The organism is Klebsiella sp. HMSC25G12 (assembly GCF_001807705.1).
Classification (GTDB): Bacteria; Pseudomonadota; Gammaproteobacteria; order Enterobacterales; family Enterobacteriaceae; genus Klebsiella; species Klebsiella variicola.
In genome coordinates this window covers 45937-70263 of sequence record NZ_KV789915.1, presented here as the reverse complement: position 1 = coordinate 70263, position 24327 = coordinate 45937, and the positions used below count along the sequence as shown (strand labels likewise).

The window sequence follows — 24327 nt, the reverse complement described above, 5'->3', positions numbered from 1 at the left end:
GCCCCGCCTGCGCTCAGCGTTCGACGCTGACCCAGCGCTGCTGCTGATGGCTTTTGACGATCGCCTCGATGATGTACATCACATCGGCGCCGTCGTCGAAAGCGGCGAAGCGCCGGGCCCCGGCCTCCGGCATCTTCCCGGCGCGCACCGCCTGATAAAAATGCCCCATCATATTCTTGAAGGCATCCGGCCAGCCCTCAATATGGCCGCCGGGATAATGGGCGCTGGCGGCGGCCTCCGGCCGCAGCAGGCTCGGGTCGTCGCTGAGCAGGCGATCCGGCTGCTCGCGGTGGCCGATCCACAGTCGCTGGGGCACTTCCTGATCCCAGGCCAGAGAACAGAGGCTGCCGTTAATCTCCACCGCCAGACGGTTTTTCCGCCCAGCGCTCACCTGGGAGACCATCAAGCTGCCTTTGCTGCCATCGTCAAAACGCAACAGCACCGAGCCAAAGTCCTCAGTATCGACAGGCCGGGTTTCATATGCCTGCGCCTCGTGAACGGCGCTGAAGGTCGCTTTGCCATTGACTGGCGCTTTACGCGTCGGCCAGACGATAGACAGATCCGCCATCACCTCGACAATCCGCCGACCGGACATAAACTGCACGGTATCGCACCAGTGGGAGCCGATGTCGGCCACCGTCCGCGACGCGCCGCCCTGCGCCGAATCGACCCGCCAGTTGTAGTCGGTCTCCAGCAGCATCCAGTCCTGTAAATAGCTGCCGTGCGCCGCGAAGATCCTGCCAACATCGCCATGGCGGATCATCGCCGCCGCCTGCTGGACCATGGCGAACTGGCGATAGACGAAGCTGACGCCATGCACCACGCCGGCCCGGGCGGCAAGCGCCACCAGCTCCCGCGCTTCCTCCACCGTCATACACAGCGGCTTTTCCGAGAAGACGTGCAGCCCGGCGGCGAGGATCTGCCGGTTAATCTGGGCATGCAGATGGTTCGGCGTACAGTTATGCACCACCTGCAGCCCCGGATGGGCCAGCAGCGCCTCCACGCTGTCGTAGGCATGGGCAATGTTCAGCGCCTGCGCCTTGCGCTGCGCCGCCTCAAGGCGGCTGTCGCACAGCGCCACGACCTCGACATCTCCCAGCCGCCGCAGCGCCTCCAGATGCGCCGGGCCAATAAACCCTGCCCCGATTATCGCAACCTGAATCATGTTATTCCCTCCCGCCGGCGGCAAAGTCATCGAAGGCCCGTCCGGCAACGGGAATGATATGGCGGCGGATAAACTCGCTGCCCTCGCGCGCGCCGGTCTCGGCGTCCTTCAGGCAGCACTCCCACTCCAGCACCGCCCAGCCGTCAAAATCATATTCGGTCAGCTTACTGAACACCCCTTTGAAGTCGATCTGCCCGTCGCCAGGAGAGCGGAAACGCCCGGCCCGCTGCTGCCAGGGCTGGTATCCGCCATAGACGCCATTGCGCCCGTTGCGACGAAATTCGGCGTCCTTGACGTGAAACGCTTTAATACGCGAGTGATAGATATCGATATAAGTCAGATAGTCCATCTGCTGCAGATGCAGGTGGCTCGGGTCATAGAGCATATTGCAGCGCGGATGGTTATCCACCAGCGCGAGAAAACGCTCAAAGGTCACGCCATCGTGCAGATCTTCGCCGGGGTGGATCTCATAGCAGACATCGACGCCCTGTTCGTCGAAGTGGTCCAGCAGCGGCCGCCAGCGCCGGGCCAGCTCGGCAAAGGCCTCATCCAGAAGCGGCTGATTGTGCGGCGGCCACGGATAAAAAAAGGGCCATGCCAGCGCCCCGGAAAAGGTCGCATGGGCCTTCAGCCCCAGACGGCCGGAGGCCACTGCCGCCTGGCGCACTTTCTCCACCGCCCAGCGCTGGCGCGCCTGCGGATCGCCATGTAACGCGGCTGGGGCAAAGGCGTCAAACGCCGCGTCATACGCCGGATGCACCGCCACCAGTTGCCCTTCAAGATGAGTGGACAGCTCGCTGATGACCAGCCCATGCTCCGCCAGGGTGCCGCGGACCTCGTCGCAGTAGGTCTGGCTCGCCGCCGCCCGCTCGACATCGAAAATCGCCGGGTGGTTGCAGGGGATCTGCAATGCCTTGTACCTCAGGCCGGCGGCCCACTGCGCCATCCCCGCCAGGGTGTTGAACGGCGCCTGCGGGCCGATAAACTGCGCCAGAAAAATGCCCGGTCCCTTAATCGTTTTCATACCCCCTCCTGAAAAATTAGTGCGGCTCTTTCTCGTTGTACTGGAAAGAGAAAAGGAAAATCAGCGCGATAACCGCGGCGGCCACCGCCGGGATCCACCAAAAGGTCACCCAGGCCTGCGGCACGCTCTGGCCGGCCACCAGATGGTTATACAGCGCGCCGGAGATCTGCGAGCCCAGCAGCATGCCGATCCCGTAGGTGAACATCACAATCATGCTCTGCGCCTGGCCTTTGACCTTCTCGCCCGCCACGCGGTCGGTGTAGATAAAACCGACGACAAAGAAAAAGTCATAGCACACGCCGTGCAGCAAAATGCCCAGATAGAGCAGAAAGCGCCCCTCTTCGCTGACCCCGAGGGCAAAAAAGGCGTAGCGGACAAACCACGCCACCATGCCGATGAGCAGCATATATTTCACCCCGAGGCGACGGAACAGCAGCGGGATCACCAGCATAAAGACGATCTCTGACATCTGGCCGAACGACATCGCGGTGCTGACATCCTTGACGCCGGCATCCGCCAGATACGACGCGGTATAGGCGTAATAGGTGCCTAACGGCACGGAAATTAAGGTGGCGCAGAGGGAGAAAATCAGGAAGTGACGGGTTTTCAGCAGCGCGAAGGCGTCCGCACACAGCAGATCGCGAAACTGCACCGGCATGCCTTTGGCCGGCGCCGGGGTATGGGGCAGCGTCAGGCTGTAGATCGCCAGCGCCACCGAACAGAGCGCCGCCACGGTGAAGATGCCGGTGGTATCAGAGATGCCGGTCACCCCGATGCAGATCCCGGCGATAATCCAGCCGATGGTGCCGAACACGCGGACCACCGGGAAGGTTTTATCGATATTGGCCAGGCTGTGGAACGCAATATTGTTGGTCAGCGCCAGGGTCGGCATATAGCACAGCGTATAGCCGAACAGCAGGCCAATCAGCAGGGCGCCGTTCTGCGCCACCAGCGCCTGGGGGACAAACCACAGGATCGCCGCCCCGGCCAGGTGCATCACCGCCATCACCTTCTGCGAGGCGAAAAAGCGGTCCACCAGCATTCCCAGCACAAAGGGGGACAGGATGGAGGCGATCGGCCCGGCGGAGAACGCATCGCCGATCAGCAGTGACATCTCATAGCGGGTCATCACCAGCCCCAGGGTCACCGACCAGCTGCCCCAGATAAAGAACTGCATAAACATCATTAACGACAACCGCGGCACCAGAAAACGGTGGCTCACGCGGACACTTTCCCGACCTTCTGTTGTTGTGACCATGTTGCTCGCCCTCAGAAAAGTAATCGATTACAAAATCACTCAACACAAAAGTAATCGATTACAAAAAGAAGATCGCCAGACAAATTCCCCACCTGCGAAGAGGATCACAATAAAAAGGCAGGCAGCCCCGCCGGACGGCGGGGCGTCTCGCTTACGCCGGGCGGCGCAGCAGTTTGAAGGCGATAAACAGGAACAGGATCCACACCGGCAGCAGGATTGCCGACAGGCGCATGCCGTCGATAGTGCACATCAGCACCAGAATCAACCCAAGGAAAGCAATGCAGAAGTAGTTGCTGGCGGGCGCCAGCAGCGCTTTGAACTTCGATTCACGCCCTTTGCGGCGCTGGGCGGCACGGAACTTCAGGTGCGCCATACAGATCATGATCCAGTTCAGGAGCAGCGTCGCCACCACCAGGGCCATCAGCAGCCCCAGCGCTTCATGCGGCAGCAGGTAGTTCAGCACCACCACCAGCGAGGTAATGACGCCTGACAGCAGCAGCGAATTCACCGGCACGCCGCGTTTGCTGACGCGGGCGAGGAACGTCGGCGCATTGCCCTGCACCGACAGGCCGAACAGCATCCGGCTGTTGGAGTACACACCGCTGTTATAGACCGACAGCGAGGCCACCAGAATGACGAAGTTCAGCGCGGAGGCCACCATGTTGCTGTCGAGATGATGGAAAATCATCACAAACGGGCTGCTGTCGGATTTGATCTCCACCCACGGGTAGAGCGCCAGCAGCACCACCAGCGAACCGATATAGAACAGCAGGATACGATAAACCACCTGGTTCACCGCTTTCGGGATGCTCTTTTCCGGGTTTTGCGCTTCGGCGGCGGTGATGCCGATAAGTTCCAGCCCGCCGAAGGAGAACATAATCACCGCCAGCGACAGAATAAGACCGTGCCAGCCGGTGGCGAGGAAGCCGCCGTGTTTCCACAGGTTGTCGAACCCGGCTTTGCTGCCGCCGTGGCCGCCAAACAGCATCCACAGGCCAAAGGCAATCATGCCGATAATCGCCAGCACCTTAATCAGTGCGAACCAGAACTCCGCTTCGCCATACAGACGGACGTTGACCAGGTTGACGGCGTTAATAATGAGGAAGAAGGCCGCCGCCCAAACCCAGGTGGGCACGTCGGGGAGCCAGTACTGCATGTAGATCCCGGCGGCGGTCAGTTCCGCCATCCCTACCAGCACGAACATCACCCAGTAGTTCCAGCCGGACAGGAAACCAGCGAACGGGCCCCAGTATTTGTAGGCAAAGTGGGCAAAGGAGCCGGATACTGGCTCTTCCACCACCATCTCGCCCAGCTGGCGCATGATCAGAAAAGCGACAATCCCGGCCACGGCGTAGCCCAATAAGACCGCCGGGCCAGCCATTTGAATCGCAGGACCAATGCCAAGAAACAGGCCGGTACCAATCGCGCCGCCAAGGGCGATAAGTTGAATGTGTCGGTTCTGTAAACCGCGATGAAGCGTCGGGCCGCTCTCTTCTACGGCATCCGACGACGTTGACGCGTCTTTCACGTCGTTCCCCTGTGTGTTTTTGTGAAGGGGCACCTTTTATCACTTAGGGGGAATTGTCGCAAGTTGCGCGGGGCGAGCGTCAGCCGCCCGCCCCGCTTTTTTAGCGTCAGAAGTCGTAGCTCATTGAGACGCGCACGGTACGCGGATCGCCTTCGAACAGATAGGTACCGGTATCGTCAATGCCAGACCAGTACTTCTCGTTGGTCACGTTGGTCACCCCGACGCGCCAGGTCATTTCGTTCTGGTCGGCGTTCAGGCGCATACGATAGCGCAGGCCTAAATCCAGGGTGGTGTAGCTATCCAGCTTCTTGGTATTGGCCGCATCGGCATACTGCGACCCGCTATGATTGACGCGCGCGGTGGCGGTCAGGCCTTCCACCGGCTTGATATCATACTCGGCGCCGAGCACTGCGTAGAAGTTAGCCACCCCGATGGCATCTTTACCGTCGGTTGCGCCTTTAGCGGTTTTAGTCTGTTTGGCATCCAGCCACACCGTACTGGCGTTAAGACGCAGCCCCAGCATCGGCTCGCCGAAGACGTTCATCTCTACGCCGCGGTTACGCTGCTCGCCGTCGAGGCCGTAATTGCCAGCGGTATCGGAAATAGCGTTCGGTTTTTTGATTTCAAACAGCGCCAGCGATCCGCCGATCGTTCCGTAGTCGATCTTGACGCCCACTTCGTCCTGCTTCGAGTGCGCGATCCCGGTACTCTGCCCGGCATTGGCCGCCGTCGTCGGCGCCACAGAGCCCGGCTGCAGCGCTTCGGTATGGTTAGCATACAGCGACAGCTGCTCCCACGGCTTGTACACCAGGCCAAACGTCGGCATCCAGCGGCTTTGAGTATAACGCGAAGAGGTATCTTCCAGCCCGGTGGCGTTGCTGTAGTTGCGCACAACCACTTTCTGATGACGAGCGGCGGCGGTAAACAGCACTTTATCGTTAAAGAAGCCGAGGGTATCACTCAGCAGCCAGCCCTGCGTACGGCTGCGCGAGGTGACCAGCGGATCGTGGTAGTTGCCGCCAAAATAGGCGTTATCCGGCATCGCCACATCACGGTTGTCATAGATATTGGTGGTCGGATTCTTCGCCGACATCCGCCAGGCGGTAGCATCGGTATGCACCTGCGCCGCATAGCCGAGGTTCACCTTATGCGAAATCGCGCCGGTATTGAAATCGCCGCGTACCCCGCCCATGCCGCTGATCGCGTCGATAATGCGGTTAGTATCCAGGCGGCCCACCGTCGCATCGCCGTTTTTATTCAGAAGCTTCGGCGCGCTGTAGGTACCAATTTCATGCGAATGCTGGCCGCCAAGGGCGCTGTATACCGTCCAGCTATCGGTCAGGTCGTATTCTGCCTTCGCCATGCCGAATTCGCTTTCGATATCGCTATAGCCCCACTTCTGGCTGTAGTTTTTGCTGTTGTCCGGCAGCGCCGGAACGAAATCCACGCCGCTGATATTGACGCCCATCGTACCGCCGTGGAACGTTTTCTTCTGGTAGCCGAAATCGAGCGAGGAGCGGAAACGGTCGCCGCGGTAATCAAGCCCCAGCGAAGCCAGCGTAGTACGACGTTTATCATTATCGATAGCGCCTTCACCCTCGCGATGCACCAGGTTGACCCGGGCGCCGAACTGGTTGTTGTCGCCGAAACGGCGTCCCAGGTCGAGGGTGCCGCCCACCTGAGAATCAGAGGTATAGTCGACGCCAACGCGCGCGGTCGGCAGATCTTCCGCCCGTTTCGGCTCAAGGTTAATCATCCCGCCGACGCCGCTGCTGGCCGCACCGTTAAGCAGGCTGTTAGCTCCTTTGAAAATTTCAACGCGCTCCAGCATCTGGGTGTCCATCACCTGACGCGGCACCACGCCCGCCAGGCCGCCCATGGTCATGTCATCGCCATCGAGCTTAAACCCGCGGATTCGATAGGTCTCGGCGAAGTTGCCGTAGCCCTGTACGGCCTGCACGCCAGCATCGTTACTGACGACATCGGCGATGGTTTTCGCCTGCTGATCCTGAATCAGTTTCGAGGTATAGCCGATAACGTTAAAAGGAACGTCCATCGCCTTTTGTTCGCCAAGCATCCCCAGACGACCGCCGTGGGCGATCTGCCCGTCGAGGAATGCCGGAACCACAAGGTTGCCGCCGGATTTAAAATCGCTGGTTTCGTTAGCCTCGACGATGAGGGTCTCTTCGCCAGGTTGCTTCGCGGCGGCAGCGTCCGCGGCCATCGCCGTTTGACTGGCAGCGCCGATGGTTAAGGCCAGCAGCGTTTTACGCAGCGGGAAGGATGAATAGTGCGTGGTGTGCATAATTTGCCCCATGGATGAGGATAAATGAATCAAAGGGCCCGTCGCCGGACCCGTTATTTTTATTGCGCGTTCAGGTCAATGCGTACGACGCTGTCCGGGCCTTTTGTGGAGTGGTCTTTATTGAAGGGCTGTTTGACGGTGACAAATAGCGTCTGACCATCGGCGGAAAGCAGCAGGCTGTTGGGATTGGCCGGCAGCGCCCAGCTTTTCTTCAGCGTGTAGCGGCTGGCGTCAAGGCTGATAACCTTGCCGGATTCACGCTGCGAAATATAAATTTCGTGGCGTTTCTTATTGAACTGCACTGCCAGCGAATCGCCGACGTCGAGCTGTTTAAGCAGCTTGCCGCTGTGGATATCCAGCACCAGAGTGGTTTTCGCTTTCGAGTTATCAGTCACAAACAGGCGGCCGGTGTCGCTATCTTCGGCCATATTAAGCAGCAGCGCTGGCTTGTCGCCCAGCGGCTTCCAGCGCTGTTCAATGCGCTGGTTATGTGGGTTGATCACCAGAATTTCACCGCTGCCGTTAGCGGCGTACACGCGACCGGTTTGTGCGGAGTAGTGCAGGCCGGTCATCCATTTACCGGTATTTTTAATCCGTGTTTTCAGCTTCAGAGTGGTGGCGTCAACCACCCAGATTTGCGCCGGGTCGGCGACCGCACCAACGTAGAGAGTATTGTTCAGCAACAGCAGCTGGCGGGCCCCATAAGGGCGACCTTTTTCATTGCGCTCGCTGAACAGCAGGCGGTTTTTTACCTTGCCGGTGGCGGTGTCGATAGCGCTGATGCCGCCGTCCAGCGAATTGCTGACATACAGCGTTTTACCCTCCGCAGAGAGCTGTAAAGCGAAGTTTTTCAGATCGGTGTGCGTCAGGCCGATGGTATTGAGGGTGTGCGGATCCAGTGTGTAGACCGCCCCGCCCTGCACATTTTTAAAGCCTTCGGCGCTGGCGACGTACAGCGCATCACCCTGCGGGCTTAACGCCATCTCGTACAGCCCTTCCGCTAGCTGGCGCTGCAGCGGTTGCGCCACGTTAGGGGCTGGCGAGTCGACAACCGGTTGGGAAACGGCAGAGGAATGAGGCGTCGCGCAGCCGCTTAACGCCGCGCTGATGGCCAGCGTCAACGTCGGAAGTGTGTATTTCATTGGATCAACCCTATAAAAAATCAATGACCCGATGGACGCGCAGCGACCGATATTGTCTGTTTCCAGCCTGCTGTCTTTACGTCACCCTACGCCTTCGCGACTCTTAGTGAACGACTCACTGGCGCAGCTCGAACCTTGCCAAAATTACGAATGAAAAAGAGAATGAGAACTATACTCATTATCTAATGTCAAACAAGTCCTGGCGGGCAAAAAAGATAATCTGCTGATTTTTTTTACGGCAATGGCGGATAACGAGGGGAAGAAAGGATCCGCGAAGGGAAAAAGAGTCCCGGAAGCGAGGCAGTGCCCCCTCCCGGTTTCAGGGCCAGAAGGCGCAGGATGTGTCGCCCATCTGGCGCAAAACGACAAATGCCTGCGCTATGTCGCTGAGCGGCGGTTAATAGCGCACCATCACCGACTTCAGCTCCGTATAATCATCGATAAACGCGCTGCCGAATTCGCGCCCGATGCCCGAGCCCTTCATGCCGCCGAACGGTACCGCCGGGTCGAGGAAGGTATGCATATTGACCCACACGATGCCGGCGTCAATCGCCTCCGAGTAGCGCAGCGCCTGGCGAATATTATCGGACCAGACGCTGGCCGCCAGGCCATATGGCGACGCATTGATCCGCGCCAGCGCCTCTTCTTCACTGCGATAGCCGATAAAGCTGCACACCGGACCGAAGGTCTCCTCGCGCATCAGGGTGCTCTCTTCGCTGCGGACTTTGACCGCAGTCGGCTGCAGGAAATACCCCTCTCCCGGCAGCGCTTCGCCGCCGCAGACGATGGTATCCCCCTCGTCGCGCGCGGTCTGGATCAGTTTGAGCACTTTCTCGTACTGCTGGCGGTTGGCCAGCGGCCCCATCAGCGTCTGTTCATCCAGCGGCGATCCCGGCGCGAAGGCGCTGAGCTTGTCTTTCAGCAGCGCCAGCACTGCATCCAGTTTGCCCTGCGGCAGATAAAAACGCTCCGCAGCGGCGCAAATCTGCCCCTGGTTCAGGTAGCCGGCTTCAATAATGCCGTTGACCATCGCCTCCGGCGTCAGGTCATCGAGGAACAGCGCGGCGTTTTTGCCCCCCAGTTCAAGGGTCACCCGTTTACCTGACGCGCAGGCCGACTGCTGGACTTTTTCACCGGTGGCCACCGAGCCGGTGAAGCTCACCTTGGCGCAGGCCGGATGCGTCATCAGCCGCTGGGCAATCTCGCCGCCGGTGCCGTTGACCACGTTAATCACCCCATCCGGGATACCCACCGCTTTCGCCAGCTCCGCCACGCGCAGCAGCGTCAGCGGCGTATACTCGCTCGGTTTGAGGACGATGGTGCAGCCGCAGACCAGGGCCGCCGCCAGCTTCCAGATGGCAATCATGATGGAGAAGTTCCACGGCACGATGCCGACCACCACCCCCAGCGGCTGGCGGCGGGTGAAGGCGGTATATTTCTCACCGTTCATGGAGGGGAGCGAGACATCCAGCGTTTCGCCGGTGACTTTCCCCGCCCAGCCGGCGAAGTAGCGCAAAAACGCCACCGATTGATCCAGCTCCAACATCCGCGCCAGCATGATGGTCTTGCCGGAGCAGAGACTTTCCAGTTGCGCCAGCGCTTCGCGATGCTCAGCCAGGGCATCCGCCAGCTTCAGCAGCAGCGTACCGCGCGCCAGCGTCGGGATCTCGCGCCACTGACTGAACGCCTGGCGGGCGCTCTCCATGGCGCGATCCGCCTGATCCACATCCGCTGCCGTCACCTCAGCAATTGCCTGACCGGTGGCCGGGTTAATCACCGCGAACGGCGCGCCGTGGCCCGCCTCACGTTGACCGGCAATAAACTGCCCGTGTGGCTGGCGTAAAAAGGCGGTCACTTCCGCCAGTAAGGTTATCTCGCTCATCGTCAGCACCCGTTTTTTTAGCAAAGTTGGCCTATCACAGCACGGTTGCTCTGCGCCGCCCATCGTTCTAAAGAACGTCATTCTTCCGGACGATATTCAACGCCCGCATGGCGTGCTGTGATGAGGACCTTGAGCCAGGCAAGACCACAGGGTAACGCGATGAACATTAAAATCGATGCGCTGAACTACTACGGCGCGACGAAGAAATACCACCTCCATTTCCCGGCGCTGCGGGAAGATATTGAAGCCGACGTGGTGATTATCGGCGGCGGCTTCTCGGGGATTAACACAGCCCTTGAGCTGGCGGAACAGGGTATCACCAACGTGGTGGTGCTGGAGGCGCGCCATCTTGGCTACGGCGGTACCGGGCGCAACGGCGGCCAGGTGATGGCCGGTATCGGTCACGACATCGAAGCGGTGAAAAAGCACGTCGGCAAAGAGGGGCTGGAGACGCTGTTTAAAATCGCCAACCTCGGCGCGGGCATCATTCGCGAACGCATCCGCAAATACCATATCGACGCCGATTTCGTCCCCGGCTACGGCTATCTCGCCTATAACCAGCGGCAGCTCAAAACGCTGCGCCAGTGGGAGAAGGAGTTTAAAGCCGCTACCCCGGATGAAGAAATCGAACTGTATACCGGCAAAGAGGTACAGCAGGTGGTCGGCTCCGAGGTCTACTGCGGCGCGCTGAAACATATGGGCGGCGGGCAGATCCACTCGCTCAATATGCTGCTCGGTTCGGCGCAGGCCGCCCATTCGCTGGGGGTAAAGATCTTCGAATCCTCGCCAGTGGTGGAGGTGAATTACGGCAAACAGGTGCGGGTACGCACCGCGATGGGCAGCGTCAAAGCCGCCAAACTACTGTGGGCCTGCGACAGCTTCCTCAACAATATGGAGCCGGAGATCTACAACAAGACGCTGGTGACCTACTCCTATCAGGTGTCGACCGAGCCCCTTTCCGATGAACTGATCGAGCGCATCAGCCCACTGCGCGGCGCCTTCAGCGATATTCGCCCGGTGATTAACTACTACCGCGTCACCCGGGAAAATCGCCTGTTGTTCGGCAGCGCGACTCGCTTTGTGGAATATACGCCGAACGATTTCGCCGCCTGGAATCGCACCCTGCTGGCGGAGGTCTTCCCCTATCTGAAGGATGTGAAGATCGATTTCGCCTGGGGCGGGCCGATGGCCTGTAGCGCCAACCTGTTCCCGCAGATCGGCACCCTACGCGATCACAACAACGTCTTTTACGTCCAGGGGTACTCCGGCTTCGGCGTCACCCCGTCGCACATCGTGTGCAAAATCCTCGCCGAAGGGATCAACGGCGGTTCCGACCGCTATCGCCTGCTGAGCAGCATCCCCCACGCGACCATCCACGGCCGTGACAGCCTGCGCTTGCTATTAGTCACAGCCGGAAAATTGATGCATCAAACCGCCGGTTTCTGGAAAGGCCGGAGTTAACCAGGAGAACGCTATGCACGCTTTTAAACTTAAACACCCGGTACCTGACCTGCAGCCGATCGGCAGCGTCAGCCTGCTCGGCGCGACGCCGACCGCGGGAGACCCGCAGGTGGCCGGGGCGATGATCTACGGCGAGCCGCAGGACGCCTTTACCTGCGGACTGTTTTCGTCCACTGAGGGGAGCTTTACCATGACCTATCCGTTTACCGAGCATGCCACCGTGCTGGAAGGCGAAGTGGAGCTGACCGTCGCCGGTGGCGAGCCGCAGCGCTTTGCGCCGGGCGACAGCTGGTTTGTTAAACAGGGCACCGAAGTGGAGTGGAAAATCCTGACGCCGCGCTTTGTGAAGCACTACCTGGCGAACGTCGAGACGCGCTAACACGCTGATAATGCCCGGCGGCGCAGGGAGCGCACAGGGGGACCCGGAGGCGGCGCATTGCGCCTTCTCCGGGCTACCAAATCGCACAGCGCTGTAGCCCCGGTAAGCAGCAGCGCCACCGGGGGTTTTGAGGCCGCCAACACCGGCGTTTCAGTCAGCATGGTGAATAAATTAAAGGCAGGCCGCACGGACCGTAGGCCGGATAAGGCGCAGCCGCCATCCGGCAGAAATACGCGCAACGTGGCAAGACGGATGGCCCCGGTTTTCGGGGTCATGTTGTTTATCCACCGCGACATTCATCGACTGCGTCACAGAATCATGCGCCGCCCTCCACCTTCCGGACGATATTCATTGAGCAGGATGCCCGCCTAAATTATGACTATCCGGGAGTGGCGCTGGCTATTCCCTGCCCTACCCCATTATTGTGCAGAGGTTGACTATGTTTAGTAACAGACTCGCCAGCCATCTTGAGCGCGGCGTCGTCGGCTTCCCGACCACCCTCGCCAGCTCCGTCGGGCTGATCATGGCCAGCCCGGTGATCCTGACGGTCACCAGCGGCTTCGGCATGGGCGGCGATACCTTCGCGCTGGCGGTGCTGCTGGCCTTTATTATGATGCAGGCGCAGGTCACCACCTTTGCCGAGGCGGCGACGCTCATTCCTACCACCGGTTCGGTGTACGACTATATCTCCTGCGGCATGGGCCGCTTCTTCGCTATCACCGGCGCGCTGTGCGCCTATCTGATCGTCCATATTTTCGCCGGGACGGCGGAGACGATCCTGGCGGGCATTATGGCGCTGGTAAACTTCGAATCGATCAACGCTCAGATGGCCGCCCACCAGAACACCTGGATGGTGGGTGTCGGCATGGTGGTGATTTTCGGCTTGCTCAACGCCATCGGCGTGGAAATCTTCGGCAAGGTCGAAGTGGTGCTGACCTTCGGCATGTGGACCACACTGACTATTTTCGGCCTGTGTGGCATTTTTATGGCGCCGGTGACTCATCTTTCCGGCTGGTTCGGCACGCCGCTGAACATCAGCGATATCAACGGTCTGTTCGGCTATATCGGCATGGCGATGTTTATGTTCGTCGGCTGCGAACTGGTGACGCCGATGGCGCCGGAGATTAAACAGGCCCACCGCACTATTCCGCGGGCGATGGCGCTGGGCCTGCTGGGAGTCGCCAGCTGCATGTTTATCTACGGCGCGGCGATCAACCGCCAGGTGGAGAATACCGTGCTCGACGCGGCCAACAACGTCCATCTGCTGGATACACCGATGGCGATCCCGGCCTTCGCCGAACGGGTGATGGGCCACGCCGGCCAGTACTGGCTGGGGGTTGGGCTGCTGCTGGCCGGCTGCGCCACCATCAATACGCTGATGGCCGCCGTGCCGCGTATTATCTACGGCATGGCGCTGGACGGCGCGCTGCCCCGCTTCCTGACCTGGCTGCACCCGCGCTTTAAGACGCCGGTGATCGCCATTGCCATCGGGGTGGCGATCCCCTGCCTGCACGCCTGGTATCTGAACGGCGATCTGGACCGCATCGTGCCGCTGATCCTCGCCGCGGTCTGCGCCTGGGGCGTCGCCTATCTGCTGGTGACGCTGTCGGTGGTGATGCTGCGCATTCGCCGCCCGGACCTGCCGCGCGCCTACCGCTCGCCGTGGTTCCCGCTGCCGCAGATTATCTCCAGCGTCGGGATCATCATCGCTATCGTCAATATCACGCCACCGGGGATGGACAGCCGCCAGGTGCTGGTGCCGTTCGGCATTATGCTCGGCCTGACCGCCACCTACGCCCTGTTCTGGACGGTGTGCGTGCAGCGCGTCAATCCGTTCAAGCCGCTGGTAGTGGAAGAGGTGGTGGAGCGCGCCATCAACAATTATGAAAAACAGACCCGCGGGGAGATGACGCCAGATGTCCTCCGTCCCCTGGTTTGAGACGCCGTTAATGAACGCGGTGCAGCGCGATCTGGCGGGCTGGCCGTGCGAAAAGCTGAGCGAACGCAGCGCGCTGCTGCGCTTGAACGACGCCACCGCCGTGACCTTCAGCGTGCGTCAGAAGCGGCTGTTTATGGCCAGCATTCACAGCTGCGAGTTTGTCGTCGAGGGGCCGGTGACCCGGCCCGTGCGCGGTAACATTCGCGCCCATCAATCCGGCTGGTGGAAACGCCAGCCGATCCGCTTTATCGGCGGCAAAGGCAGCGAGGAACTCGCCAGCTATCTCAACGGTTTTCCTAATCTCCAGCAGACCTTAAGCGAGCTGGATTACCGCCGCTTTTCGCTGACCTTTGATAGTAGCGGCTGGCGCTGCAGCATTGAACCCTGGGCCGCCAGCGAAGTGGTCTGTAAAATGCCGCCGCTGCGCCGTTATCTGCGGCTGGAAGCGCAGCAGCGGATGCTGCTGCTCAGCGTGCTGGCGATGATTAATCAGGCAGTAAGTCAGTGGATGCGCGGTGGAATCGCAGAAGGGAAAGCATTGACTTCCCCGCCATCACAGCGGGGAAGCTGAGGCGTTTTATAGCAGACCAAACCGTTGCGCCAGCCGATCGATAGCCTGCCTCTGGAACTGCGCGAACTCCGCCCGCGGCTGCTGCTGCTGAATAAATTCCCGCAGCGGATCCTGGACCTCGGTACGGATACCGCTCAGCGTTTCCATCACCGCCAGGCCGCAGAACGGCACGTAGGATTCGGCGTAGCCGCCCTCGTGCACCATCACCAGTTTCCCGCCGCACAGGCGATCCGCCGCCTGCTGGACCTGTTCGGTCATCGACCGGAAGCTGTCGCTATGTAGCTGCATCCGCGCTAATGGATCCATGGCGTTGGCGTCATAGCCGCAGGCGATAATAATCAGCTCCGGCTCAAAATGCGCCAGCGCAGGAATGACGATAGTTTCCAGCGCATAGCGCCAGCTGTCATCCCCCGCCCCGGCCAGCAGCGGAATATTAATGTTGTAACCTTCGCCCGCGCCCACGCCGCGATCGTCCTCGCCGGCGTAGCCCGGCGGGAAGCAGCCGTCCTGATGCAAGGAAATAGTCAGTACGTCGTCGCGCTGCAGGTAGATATGCTGGGTGCCGTTGCCGTGGTGAACATCCCAGTCAATGATCGCCACCTTGCCCAGCCCCAGCTGCGCTTTCGCCCGCTCGACGGCAATGGGAATATTGGCGAGGAAACAAAATCCCATCGACTGGTCCGGCAGACAGTGGTGTCCGGGCGGGCGCGACAGCGAATAGGCATTATCCAGCTCCCCCTCCAGCACCGCTTCCACCGCCGCACAGGCCAGCCCGGCGGAAAGACAGGCGATTTCATAACTGCCCGGCCCCAGCGGCGCCTCTTTGCCGAGCATGCCACCGCCGTTATCGCTGATCGTCTTGAAGCGCTCCAGATAGCTGTCGGGGTGGATCCGCCGCAGGTCCTCAAGGCTCGCCGGCGCCGCGCTGCGCAGCGCCAGCTGCGGCGTCAGCCCGGAGACGTCCATCAGGTTTTTCATCCGCCGTTTGGTCTCCGGCGATTCAGCATGGCCGCCACCGGCGGGCGGCTGCACCCACCCGCCCACCGGCAGCGTCACCGCGTGCAGGCCGGTACTGTGCCAGAAACAACGTTCATCAAAGAAGAAACCGGTTTTTCTTTTCACTCTATCCTCCCGTGGGCTAACTCTTCCCGGCGGCGGACGCCGCCGCAATCAAAATCAATGACAGCAGCGCGCAGACGCCTGCCGCCGCCAGCAGCGGGTCGGCGCTGGCAAAACGCTGCAGTAAGGCCCCGGCTAAGGCCGGACCGGCCGCCATGCCGCCGCCGATCACCAGATTGATGCTGTTCATCAGCCGGCCGTTGCTATCGAGCCCGGCCACACGGGCAAGAATAAAGGGCAGCACGAAGGTCCAGGTGAACTTAAACAGCAGCGCCGCGATGGCGTAGCGCACCAGCAGCGGCTGGCCGATCAGCAGCCCAACGCTGACGATCAGCAGGCCGTAGCCCAGCCACACCGGTAAACGATCGGCCCGCTGGGTACCCCGCAGCGCCGCGCCGCCGGCGCCGATAATGCCGCAAACCGTCGCCGCCGCCAGCACCAGGCCGACCTGCGTCGGGGTTAGCCCCGCCGCGCTGCCGATGGTGCCGATAAAGGTCCACACTGCGCTGAGGCTGATATAGAAAGTGAGTACCGCCAGCACCGCCAGCGCCTGACGCCACAGCGCCGTCGACGGCTGCTGGTGGGAGGCAGAGAGCGGTTGAAAGCGCGGAGGGAAAGCGGACACCAGCGGCAAACAGCAGAGCATAATGGCGGCGAGGATCAGATAAACCACCTTCAGGCCAAAGGTCGCGAACAGGCCGGGCAGCACCAGCAGGCCAAGCATGCCTAACAGCAGTTGCCCGAGCACCCAAAAGGCGTAGACCCGCGACGGGTTCGGCGTCCCCGCCGCGCAGCTGATACACAAAATCATCAGCGTGCCGCCCGCCAGCGAGGCGAGAAAGCGCGCCGCCAGCAGCGTCTCGTACTGGGTGACCACCGCCGAGGCGAGGTTGGCGGTCAGAAACACCACCCCGGCCATCAGGGCGACCCGCCGCCAGTCGAGGCGGCTCATCCACCACCACGCCGGGAGCGTCGCCAGACTCATCGCCCCCAGCTCCGCCGAGAACAGCCAGCCGATCTGCCCAGGTTTAAGCTGCCATTCGCTGGCCAGCTGCGCCGCCACCGCCGGCGCGGTCATCAGAATACCCGGCGCAATAGCGGCAAAAATCACGATCGCCGCCAGCAAACGCAGGGAGACCACCAACCCGGCGGGCCGGGAAAGCGCATTATCAGTGAGAGGGGTACTCGACATCGTAGGCGTGCTCCGGTCAAAAAAGCCTCCCCCCGGAGGATCCTCCAGGGAGTGATACCCACAGGCATCAGGAAAACGCCGTGCTGCCACGGCGCGCGCGGGATGCGAAAGTCAGATCACAGATGCAGCGTACGCTGAGCGGCCGGCATCCAGGTTCGGGAAACCAGTTCGGTACGATTGACGACTTCGGTCTTGGCGAAAATGTTGCGCAGGTGCGTTTTTACCGTCGAGAGCGAGATATCCAGCTGGCGGGCAATCAGCTTATTGCTGGCGCCTTCGCGCACCATGCCGACGATTTCCCGCTCTTTCGCCGTCAGGATGGCGGGCAGGTCATCGTCTTCCTGCAGACAGTCGCGAATGGCCAGCTCCACCAGCGGCAGCACCGCCTGAGCCCGCTGGCGCTCTTCGCTGGAGAAAGGCACGTCGCGCATCAGCGAGATACCGGCGATGATCCGCCGCTCGCGGCGAATAAAGATCTCGGTCATGTCGCGTACGTTATTCGGCAACATGAATTCATGATAGTAATGGCGGTTGCGGTCGCAGAGCCGCGGCGTCATCGCCGCCACGGTGGTGTTCTGGTGGCTAAAATGCGAGGGCAGAAGCGGATCCAGCGGCTGGAAGTTTTCCAGATATTGTTGGTGCGTATTATCGGAAATATTATGCAATATATAGCTTTCGGGTTTTAAACGATTATTTACTCGATAAAAGACCGCTGAAGTCAGTGGAATTAGCTGGGAAATAGTCTGTAAACAACGGGCTATTATCGCATCATTACGGCTGGCTTTTAACAAAGCAGACATGATAGGGCCTCCCCGTCGAGATGATGGTACATGACACATGGATGACTACTGATAATTGAAGCATACATTTCACATTTAAGTAACGCAATCATTAACATATTAACAATGTGATAGCCGTTACATAATTTTCAACAAACCATTGTTATATAAAGCATTTAAAAAACACACCCGCCATGCTTTACGATAGCCGCGTTAAAATATAAACAAAAAAGATTAACACCCGGCGTACCTGCCCCTGGTGATAAAAAAAACCTATCCCCGACGCGTCATTCTCATCCTAAAGAACGATGGATTTCTGTTTTTTTTCACTTATACCCTTAACAGGATGCAATTAATTTTCGCCGCGGCGTAATCATGTGATGACGCCTGACCCACTGTTGCCGAAATAATGAGAACGGCGCCCTGTGAGAGAGATCCATTAACCGCCACGGCTATCGTTCTTCCGGACGATAGCCGGGACCTGACGCGCTTTTTAAGGTAATCGAAGACCCCATAACAGGAGAGAGCGAATGGCGAGAGTCGTGGTGATCACCGGCGGTGGAACCGGAATTGGCGCCGCCTGCGCGCGGCTGATGTGCGCCGCGGGCGACCGGGTGTTTATTACCGGACGGCGCGAAGCGCCATTGCAGGCTGTCGCCGATGAGACCGGCGCGACGGCGCTGGTGGGCGATGCCGCCGACGGCGAGGTCTGGGGTCAGCGGCTGCTGCCGGCGATCCTCGACCAGGCTGGCGGTATTGATGTCCTCATCTGCAGCGCCGGCGGGATGGGCAACAGCCCCGCCGCCGAGACCAGCGACAGCCAGTGGCGCGAGGCGCTGGACGGCAATCTCACCAGCGCGTTCGCCAGCGTTCGCGCCTGTCTGCCCTCGCTCATTGCCCGCCGCGGCAATGTCCTGTTTGTCGCCTCCATCGCCTCACTCGCCGCCGGGCCGCAGGCCTGCGGCTACGTCACCGCCAAACACGCCTTAATTGGCCTGATGCGTTCCGTCGCCCGCGATTACGGCCCACAGGGGGTACGCGCCAACGCCATCTGTCCCGGCTGGGTCACGACGCCGATGGCGGATGAAGAGATGCGCCCGCTGATGGAGGCAGAAGGGCTATCGCTGACGGAGGCTTATCAGCGGGTCTGTCGCGATGTTCCGCTGCGCCGCCCCGCCAGCCCCGAGGAGATAGCCGAGGCCTGTCAGTTTCTCTGTTCGCCGCAGGCCGCCATCATCAGCGGCGCCACGCTGGTCGCCGACGGCGGCGCCAGTATCGTCGATGTTCCCACTCTGGCGTTTGCCTAACGCCCTACTCTGTTCAGGAGCCCCTATGACTTCAGAAGCCGTATTTATCCAGGTCGGCGCGCTGGCCGATGGTTTTGCGCCACACGGTAATTTACTCGCCACCACCAGCCTGCCCGCCGGCGAAACCTTTACTTTTTATGTCGCGGGCAGTAAGCCGCAGCAGTTGGTTATCGAAGATGACCAGACGCTCAGCTGGAACGGCAAGCGCGCGCCCTGGCGGGCAACCGCCCTGCGCCCGGACATTCTGTTTATCGACTTCCTTGACCCGGAGCGGGATAACGCCAGCATTAGCGCGGTATGCAACCTGACGCAGCGCAACGCCACCCTGGTCTACGGCCAGCTGCCGGACGAAGCCGCCGCGCGGCTGGACGCCTTCAGCCGGGTGGAGCAAGGCCTGCCGCTGACCGCGGTAGAGGCACGGTTTGTTTTTGCCCGCCTGGATGAGCAGTCGGGGCCGCTGCCGGACTTTACCGATGCGCTCATTGGCATGCGCAATCAGTACACCTACAGCCCGACCGAGCGCTATGAGCACATCTATCTCAACGACAATTTTTACACCTGGCAGTGTCTGGACGGTGTGGAAAAGGGGCTGGCGGATGTCGATCGCTGCCACTATGTGCAGGTGGCTGAGGATCTCTATCTGTTCGTCTGGCGGGAGAAAATCATTCCCACGCTGGGGGTGATCCTGATCGATCTGCAGCAGATGCGCACCGACGGCAAGATCATGGGCTATCAGGGCAGCGATTTCGGCGCCCTCAGCAATTTCCCGGTCGGCGCCAGCGCGAAGATCCTCAACGTCACCCGCCATCAGGAATAAAGGGGCGCCGCCGGGCACGCTTTCAGGCACCACACCCGTCATTTCGCCGGGTGGCGGCTGCGCCTGACCCGGCCTAAGGTCCGAGCAGCCAGTCATTAATTTACCCACTTGTGCGACTGAAACTGCCGGTGCTGACGGCCTCAAAATCGCTGAGACGTTCCCGGAAGGCCGGGGCAGCCCGCATGGATGCGGGCTGAGGGCCGTGTTTTGCAGGGACGCTGCCTCGGCCCGACCCGAAGCCTGCAGGGATAAGTCGAAGGCACCACGCAGTGGCGATGTTGCTGGCCGGAGCCCGGGGGTACAGGGGGCGGCGGCGACTGGCCGCCCCCTGTGCGCTCCCTGTGCCATGAGTGACATAACGCAGAAGAAATATCGGGAGCGCAATCAGCTCGGAAATAGCACTGGAGTGGTAGCCCTGCTAAGCGCAGCGCGAGCAGGGGCATTTCCGGTTGCGCCGTCATTTCGCCGGGTGGCGGCTGGCGCCTTAACCGGCCTACGGTCCGCGTCATGTATAGCCCTTCTCCCTCTCCCCGCCGGGGAGAGGGAGTGACTCAGGCGCTGGCGCTGTCCAGTCGCGCCACTTGCTCCGCGCTCAGGCTCAGCGCCGCCGCGCGGGCAAAACTCTCCACCTGAGCCACGCTGGTGGCGCTGGCGATCGGCGCGGTCACGCCTTCGCGGCCGATCAGCCACGCCAGGGCCACCTCAGCCGGCTTCGCCCCCTGCTCGTCCGCGACCGCCACCAGGGTATCGATAATCCGCATCCCGCGCGGATTCAGGTACTTACCAATCCCCCCTCCGCGCTGGCTCTGGGCCAGATCCGATGGCTGGCGGTACTTACCGGTTAAGAACCCGGAGGCCAGGCTGTAGTAGGTCACCACCCCGATATCGCGGCTGACGCAGAGATCGCACAGCGCGCCTTCAAACGCGGAGCGGTGGTAGAGGTTATATTCCGGCTGCAGCACCTGCCAGGCAGGCAAGCCGCCTTTACGCGCTACCTCCAGCGCCCCCGCCAGCTGCATCGCATCCAGGTTAGAGGCCCCCATGGCGCGGATTTTTCCGGCCTGCTGCAGGCTGTGGAAAGCCTCCAGCGTTTCCTCCACCGGGGTTTGCGGATCCGGCCAGTGGGAGAAGTAGAGATCAATGTAGTCGGTATTCAGGCGGCGTAAGGAGTCATCTACCGCCTGTTGGATCCAGGCTTTGCTGAGCCCTTTATGGCCGGGTAGGCCTAAATCGGAGCCGACTTTGGTGAAGATTTTGACCTTATCGCGCATGCCGGGGCGCGCCTGCAGCCAACGACCGATGATGGTTTCGGATTCGCCGCCCTGGTTGCCTTCCGCCCAGCGGGAATAAACATCCGCCGTATCGATAGCGTCAAAACCGTGGTCAACAAAAGCATCAAGAAGAGCAAAACTGGTTTTTTCATCGATGGTCCAGCCAAAGACGTTGCCGCCAAAGACTAATGGGGCGATGGAAAATCCGGTTTTACCCAATGGACGTGTCATCATGCCGAGTACTCCTTAGCTTATATTCTGCTTCCCTCAGGTAACCGCAGGGGTCAGGAGAGGAGGTGATTGGATAATCAGAAAAGGAATCTTACGGCGGGCGCTCCACGCCCGCAGGTACACTCAGACATTATGTCCCGGAATAAACATCAAAGCTAAAATATTTGCCGGCTAATTTTTTATAGGTGCCGTCGGCAAGAATCTTCGCAATGGCACCGTTAATTTCCTGACGCAATGCCTCATCGTCTTTACGCAAGCCGATCGCCGCCCCGGCGCCAAACAGCGTATCGTCCTGCAGATGGCCGCCGACAAAGGCGAATTCCTTACCCTGCGGCTGCTGCAGGAAGCTGTAGTCGGCCATCATCCCGGAGAGCACTGCGCCGTCGATGCGCCCGGACTCCAGGTCACGCACCACGCTATCGGCCCCCTGGTAGGCCACAATGTTAATCCCCTGCGGCCGCCAGTGCTGGTTAACATAAGTCTCCTGCGCCGAGCCCTGCTCCACGCCGATGGTTTTGCCCTTCAGCTGTTCCGGCGTATTGCCCTGCAGGGTATTTTTACGCGCCACGAGGAACACCGGCCCGTTATATAGCTTGTCGCTAAAGGCAATCTGTGCTTTGCGCTTCTCAGTCATGTACATCCCGGAAAGGATCGCGTCGAATTTACGCGCCTTCAGCGCCGGGATAATGCCGTCGAAATTGCTTTCCACCCACACGCATTTCGCCTGCAGCTGCTGGCAAATGGCGTTGCCTAAATCGATATCAAACCCCGCCAGCTTGCCCTGCGGATCTTTCCATTCAAACGGCGCGAAAGTCGGGTCGACGCCGAAGCGGATCTCCTTTCCCCCTTCGGCCAGCGCCGACGTCGACGCCATTAATGCCAGCCATAGCAACAGTGATTTTTTCATTCGCGTTCTTCTCCAGAGATTAGCGACAGTGCTTTTCCACCAGGCGGGCGAACAGCGTCGCGCCGGTGGTGATAATGTCATCGTTAAAGTCGTAGCCGGGGTTGTGCACCATGCAACCGCCCTTCTCCCCTTTCTCACCGTTGCCGAGCAGGAAGTAACTCCCTGGGCGTTCGCGCAGCATAAAAGCGAAATCCTCGCTGGCGTTCATCGGCGAGACCGACTCCAGTACCCCTTCGCGGCCAAACACTTCCAGCGCCAGCGCCCGGGCGAAATCGGTCTCTTCAGGGCTGTTGGTTAATACCGGGTAGGAGTCGTACACCTCCACTACGCTGCTGGCGCCATAGCTTTTGGCGGTAAAATCAGCGAGCTCGTAAATACGCTTGATCAGCAGATCGCGAATGTCCGGCTTCATCGCCCGCACGCTCAGCTCCATCACCACGCTCTCCGGAATGACGTTGGAGGCGATACCGGCCTGGAAGGTGCCGACGCTGACCACTGCCGTTTCCCCCGGCGGCACGTTGCGCGCCACGATGCTCTGCAGGGCCATCACCAGCGCTGCGCCGGCGACGATCGGGTCGACGGTACGCTCCGGATGGGCGCCGTGGCCGCCGTAGCCGGTAATCGTAATTTTGACGGTGTCCGCCGAGGCCATAAAGTTGCCGGCGTAGAAGCCCAGCTTGCCCACCGGTAGCCCCGGCATGTTGTGCAAGCCAAAGATGCGTTCGCAGGGGAATTGCTCGAACAGCCCGTCTTTAATCATTAAATCGGCGCCGCCGATAGCCTCTTCCGCCGGCTGAAAAATCAGATGCACCGTGCCGTTAAACTGGCAGGCCGGCGAGGCGATGTATTTCGCCGCCGCCAGCAGAATGGTGGTATGGCCGTCATGGCCGCAGGCGTGCATTTTTCCGGGTACCGTACTGGCCCAGGGCAAATCAGTAGTTTCATGGATCGGCAGCGCGTCCATATCGGCGCGCAGGCCAATAGTACGCGGCGAGTCGCCCTTGCTCAGGCTGCCGACGACGCCGGTTTTACCGAGGCCGCGGGTGACCTGATAGCCCCACTCCGCCAGTTTGCCAGCCACCAGCTCACTGGTATTAAACTCTTCCAGACTTAATTCCGGATTGGCATGTAAATAATGACGGATAGAAATCATTTCATCTTCCGTCGCTTTAATTTCGGGGATTACATAATCACTCATGCCGTTCTCCGGGAAATAAATTAAGGACTTAACACGGTAACGTGGTGGAAACTTTATGCAAGCAGCATTTCTAATACCTGGAATGAACTCATCTTATTTAATAATCCGCACATTACAGAGTAATAAATAATCAAAATAGTGAAATTTAAAAATAAACGTTTATTTTATGGAGGATTTACCGTTATTTAACCTACCATTCCCGACCATATTCAGATTTAAATAAAATAAACGTGTATGAAATTACAGACGCTTTCCCTCGCCGCCATCGTCATGCTAGCGGGCTGCAGCGCGCAGGGCGATACCGCCAGCCAGCAGCGGGCCAGCATCCAGAAGATGCGCAGCGAAACCCTCAACAAGCTTTACGCCCTGCAGCCTGAGGCCCGCAGTGATATTCAGCATGCGAAGGGGTATGCGGTGTTTGCCAATAACAGCAGCAAGATCCTGCTGTTCGGGTTTGGCAGCGGTTACGGCGTGGTGCGGAATAAGGCCACCGGGAAGGATACCTATATGAAAATGGCCCAGGGCGGCGCCGGCCTGGGGATGGGGATTAAGCAGCAGCGCACGGTGCTGGTTTTCCATGATAAAGCGGCCCTGGAGACCTTTATTCGCCAGGGATACATGGTTGGCGCCGATGCGAATGCCGCCGCAAAATATGATGACAAAGGCATCGCGCCGATCGCCGCCTCCACCAGCGGCGTGGCGTCAGATACCGCCTCCCTGCCCTCGAAGGTCAACGTCTACGACCTGACCGAAAAAGGGCTGGCCGCCCAGGCAATGATCAATGGTTATAAATACTGGCCGGATGCTGCGCTGAACCCGTAGCTTTCCGCGAGTGCGCCATCGCCGGATCAG

At 60.1% G+C, this 24327-nt stretch carries 20 protein-coding genes; 7 read left to right on the top strand and 13 right to left on the bottom strand.

The annotated features are described in order from the left end of the window. Positions 1-13: 13 nt before the first annotated feature. From HMPREF3096_RS23805 to HMPREF3096_RS23775, 7 genes are all read right to left on the bottom strand, one after another. Positions 14-1165, bottom strand: a complete 1152-nt coding sequence (locus tag HMPREF3096_RS23805; RefSeq protein ID WP_032729532.1) for a Gfo/Idh/MocA family protein — start codon at positions 1163-1165, stop codon at positions 14-16. A gap of 1 nt (position 1166) precedes the next feature. Beyond that, positions 1167-2189 carry a sugar phosphate isomerase/epimerase family protein gene (locus tag HMPREF3096_RS23800; protein ID WP_032729529.1) on the bottom strand — a complete coding sequence of 341 codons (1023 nt, stop codon included), beginning with the start codon at positions 2187-2189 and terminating at the stop codon, positions 1167-1169. Between the two features lie 16 nt (positions 2190-2205). Then, positions 2206-3411, bottom strand: a complete 1206-nt coding sequence (locus tag HMPREF3096_RS23795) for an MFS transporter (RefSeq protein ID WP_012542531.1) — start codon at positions 3409-3411, stop codon at positions 2206-2208. A 187-nt stretch (positions 3412-3598) separates the two neighbouring features. Next, entirely contained in the window at positions 3599-4975 is a 1377-nt protein-coding gene (gene pheP, locus HMPREF3096_RS23790; RefSeq protein WP_012968762.1) for a phenylalanine transporter, read from the bottom strand. A gap of 106 nt (positions 4976-5081) precedes the next feature. After that, complete coding sequence (locus HMPREF3096_RS23785) at positions 5082-7280, bottom strand: TonB-dependent receptor (RefSeq protein ID WP_032729527.1); 2199 nt, start codon at positions 7278-7280, stop codon at positions 5082-5084. A 59-nt stretch (positions 7281-7339) separates the two neighbouring features. Further along, a complete protein-coding gene (locus HMPREF3096_RS23780; protein ID WP_022065420.1) occupies positions 7340-8422 on the bottom strand; it encodes a YncE family protein in 1083 nt (360 codons plus the stop codon). 397 nt (positions 8423-8819) lie between these two features. Then, positions 8820-10304 (bottom strand): aldehyde dehydrogenase family protein, encoded by a 1485-nt coding sequence (locus tag HMPREF3096_RS23775; protein ID WP_032729524.1) that lies wholly within the window; start codon positions 10302-10304, stop codon positions 8820-8822. Positions 10305-10463: 159 nt separating this feature from the next. Here HMPREF3096_RS23775 and HMPREF3096_RS23770 point away from each other — a divergent pair, with 159 nt between their 5' ends. The 4 genes from HMPREF3096_RS23770 to HMPREF3096_RS23755 all read left to right on the top strand — a co-directional run bounded on the left by HMPREF3096_RS23770 (position 10464) and on the right by HMPREF3096_RS23755 (position 14654). Then, positions 10464-11765 (top strand): NAD(P)/FAD-dependent oxidoreductase, encoded by a 1302-nt coding sequence (locus HMPREF3096_RS23770; RefSeq protein WP_012542535.1) that lies wholly within the window; start codon positions 10464-10466, stop codon positions 11763-11765. 13 nt (positions 11766-11778) lie between these two features. Then, a complete protein-coding gene (locus HMPREF3096_RS23765; RefSeq protein ID WP_002892824.1) occupies positions 11779-12144 on the top strand; it encodes a cupin domain-containing protein in 366 nt (121 codons plus the stop codon). 439 nt (positions 12145-12583) lie between these two features. Then, positions 12584-14083 carry an APC family permease gene (locus HMPREF3096_RS23760; RefSeq protein WP_032729522.1) on the top strand — a complete coding sequence of 500 codons (1500 nt, stop codon included), beginning with the start codon at positions 12584-12586 and terminating at the stop codon, positions 14081-14083. Next, a complete protein-coding gene (locus HMPREF3096_RS23755) occupies positions 14061-14654 on the top strand; it encodes a DUF3156 family protein (RefSeq protein ID WP_016160426.1) in 594 nt (197 codons plus the stop codon). Before HMPREF3096_RS23760 ends, HMPREF3096_RS23755 begins: the two co-directional genes overlap by 23 nt. A gap of 6 nt (positions 14655-14660) precedes the next feature. On the opposite strand, the gene HMPREF3096_RS23750 is transcribed toward HMPREF3096_RS23755, so the two are convergent. The 3 genes from HMPREF3096_RS23750 to HMPREF3096_RS23740 all read right to left on the bottom strand — a co-directional run bounded on the left by HMPREF3096_RS23750 (position 14661) and on the right by HMPREF3096_RS23740 (position 17765). Beyond that, entirely contained in the window at positions 14661-15776 is a 1116-nt protein-coding gene (locus HMPREF3096_RS23750; protein WP_032729521.1) for a class II histone deacetylase, read from the bottom strand. 16 nt (positions 15777-15792) lie between these two features. Further along, entirely contained in the window at positions 15793-16965 is a 1173-nt protein-coding gene (locus HMPREF3096_RS23745; protein WP_012542539.1) for an MFS transporter, read from the bottom strand. A gap of 116 nt (positions 16966-17081) precedes the next feature. After that, the gene (locus tag HMPREF3096_RS23740) at positions 17082-17765 is read right to left on the bottom strand and encodes a response regulator transcription factor (protein WP_012968769.1); all 684 of its coding nucleotides are present in this window, start codon (positions 17763-17765) and stop codon (positions 17082-17084) included. A 509-nt stretch (positions 17766-18274) separates the two neighbouring features. Between HMPREF3096_RS23740 and HMPREF3096_RS23735 the strand changes: the two genes are divergently transcribed. Then, positions 18275-19051, top strand: a complete 777-nt coding sequence (locus HMPREF3096_RS23735) for an SDR family NAD(P)-dependent oxidoreductase (RefSeq protein ID WP_012542542.1) — start codon at positions 18275-18277, stop codon at positions 19049-19051. A gap of 25 nt (positions 19052-19076) precedes the next feature. Continuing rightward, positions 19077-19868, top strand: a complete 792-nt coding sequence (locus HMPREF3096_RS23730) for a MoaF C-terminal domain-containing protein (RefSeq protein ID WP_023322181.1) — start codon at positions 19077-19079, stop codon at positions 19866-19868. A gap of 551 nt (positions 19869-20419) precedes the next feature. Here HMPREF3096_RS23730 and HMPREF3096_RS23725 read toward each other — a convergent pair. From HMPREF3096_RS23725 to HMPREF3096_RS23715, 3 genes are all read right to left on the bottom strand, one after another. Next, entirely contained in the window at positions 20420-21373 is a 954-nt protein-coding gene (locus HMPREF3096_RS23725; protein ID WP_012968772.1) for an aldo/keto reductase, read from the bottom strand. Positions 21374-21500: 127 nt separating this feature from the next. After that, complete coding sequence (locus HMPREF3096_RS23720; protein ID WP_002892707.1) at positions 21501-22277, bottom strand: ABC transporter substrate-binding protein; 777 nt, start codon at positions 22275-22277, stop codon at positions 21501-21503. Between the two features lie 19 nt (positions 22278-22296). Further along, on the bottom strand, positions 22297-23475 hold the full coding sequence (locus HMPREF3096_RS23715) for a M20 aminoacylase family protein (protein ID WP_032729520.1): 1179 nt from the start codon (positions 23473-23475) through the stop codon (positions 22297-22299). A 234-nt stretch (positions 23476-23709) separates the two neighbouring features. Between HMPREF3096_RS23715 and HMPREF3096_RS31815 the strand changes: the two genes are divergently transcribed. After that, positions 23710-24297, top strand: coding sequence for a lipid-binding SYLF domain-containing protein (locus tag HMPREF3096_RS31815; protein WP_008805508.1), 588 nt, complete (start codon positions 23710-23712; stop codon positions 24295-24297). Positions 24298-24327: the final 30 nt, after the last annotated feature.

What these genes read in the sequence shown, in the direction of transcription:
- HMPREF3096_RS23805 (WP_032729532.1), bottom strand. Translation starts at nt 1,165, where the DNA reads ATGATTCAGGTTGCGATAATCGGGGCAGGGTTTATTGGCCCGGCGCAT.
- HMPREF3096_RS23800 (WP_032729529.1), bottom strand. Translation starts at nt 2,189, where the DNA reads ATGAAAACGATTAAGGGACCGGGCATTTTTCTGGCGCAGTTTATCGGC.
- HMPREF3096_RS23785 (WP_032729527.1), bottom strand. Translation starts at nt 7,280, where the DNA reads ATGCACACCACGCACTATTCATCCTTCCCGCTGCGTAAAACGCTGCTG.
- HMPREF3096_RS23780 (WP_022065420.1), bottom strand. Translation starts at nt 8,422, where the DNA reads ATGAAATACACACTTCCGACGTTGACGCTGGCCATCAGCGCGGCGTTA.
- HMPREF3096_RS23775 (WP_032729524.1), bottom strand. Translation starts at nt 10,304, where the DNA reads ATGAGCGAGATAACCTTACTGGCGGAAGTGACCGCCTTTTTACGCCAG.
- HMPREF3096_RS23770 (WP_012542535.1), top strand. Translation starts at nt 10,464, where the DNA reads ATGAACATTAAAATCGATGCGCTGAACTACTACGGCGCGACGAAGAAA.
- HMPREF3096_RS23765 (WP_002892824.1), top strand. Translation starts at nt 11,779, where the DNA reads ATGCACGCTTTTAAACTTAAACACCCGGTACCTGACCTGCAGCCGATC.
- HMPREF3096_RS23760 (WP_032729522.1), top strand. Translation starts at nt 12,584, where the DNA reads ATGTTTAGTAACAGACTCGCCAGCCATCTTGAGCGCGGCGTCGTCGGC.
- HMPREF3096_RS23755 (WP_016160426.1), top strand. Translation starts at nt 14,061, where the DNA reads ATGTCCTCCGTCCCCTGGTTTGAGACGCCGTTAATGAACGCGGTGCAG.
- HMPREF3096_RS23745 (WP_012542539.1), bottom strand. Translation starts at nt 16,965, where the DNA reads ATGTCGAGTACCCCTCTCACTGATAATGCGCTTTCCCGGCCCGCCGGG.
- HMPREF3096_RS23740 (WP_012968769.1), bottom strand. Translation starts at nt 17,765, where the DNA reads ATGTCTGCTTTGTTAAAAGCCAGCCGTAATGATGCGATAATAGCCCGT.
- HMPREF3096_RS23735 (WP_012542542.1), top strand. Translation starts at nt 18,275, where the DNA reads ATGGCGAGAGTCGTGGTGATCACCGGCGGTGGAACCGGAATTGGCGCC.
- HMPREF3096_RS23730 (WP_023322181.1), top strand. Translation starts at nt 19,077, where the DNA reads ATGACTTCAGAAGCCGTATTTATCCAGGTCGGCGCGCTGGCCGATGGT.
- HMPREF3096_RS23725 (WP_012968772.1), bottom strand. Translation starts at nt 21,373, where the DNA reads ATGATGACACGTCCATTGGGTAAAACCGGATTTTCCATCGCCCCATTA.
- HMPREF3096_RS23720 (WP_002892707.1), bottom strand. Translation starts at nt 22,277, where the DNA reads ATGAAAAAATCACTGTTGCTATGGCTGGCATTAATGGCGTCGACGTCG.
- HMPREF3096_RS23715 (WP_032729520.1), bottom strand. Translation starts at nt 23,475, where the DNA reads ATGAGTGATTATGTAATCCCCGAAATTAAAGCGACGGAAGATGAAATG.
- HMPREF3096_RS31815 (WP_008805508.1), top strand. Translation starts at nt 23,710, where the DNA reads ATGAAATTACAGACGCTTTCCCTCGCCGCCATCGTCATGCTAGCGGGC.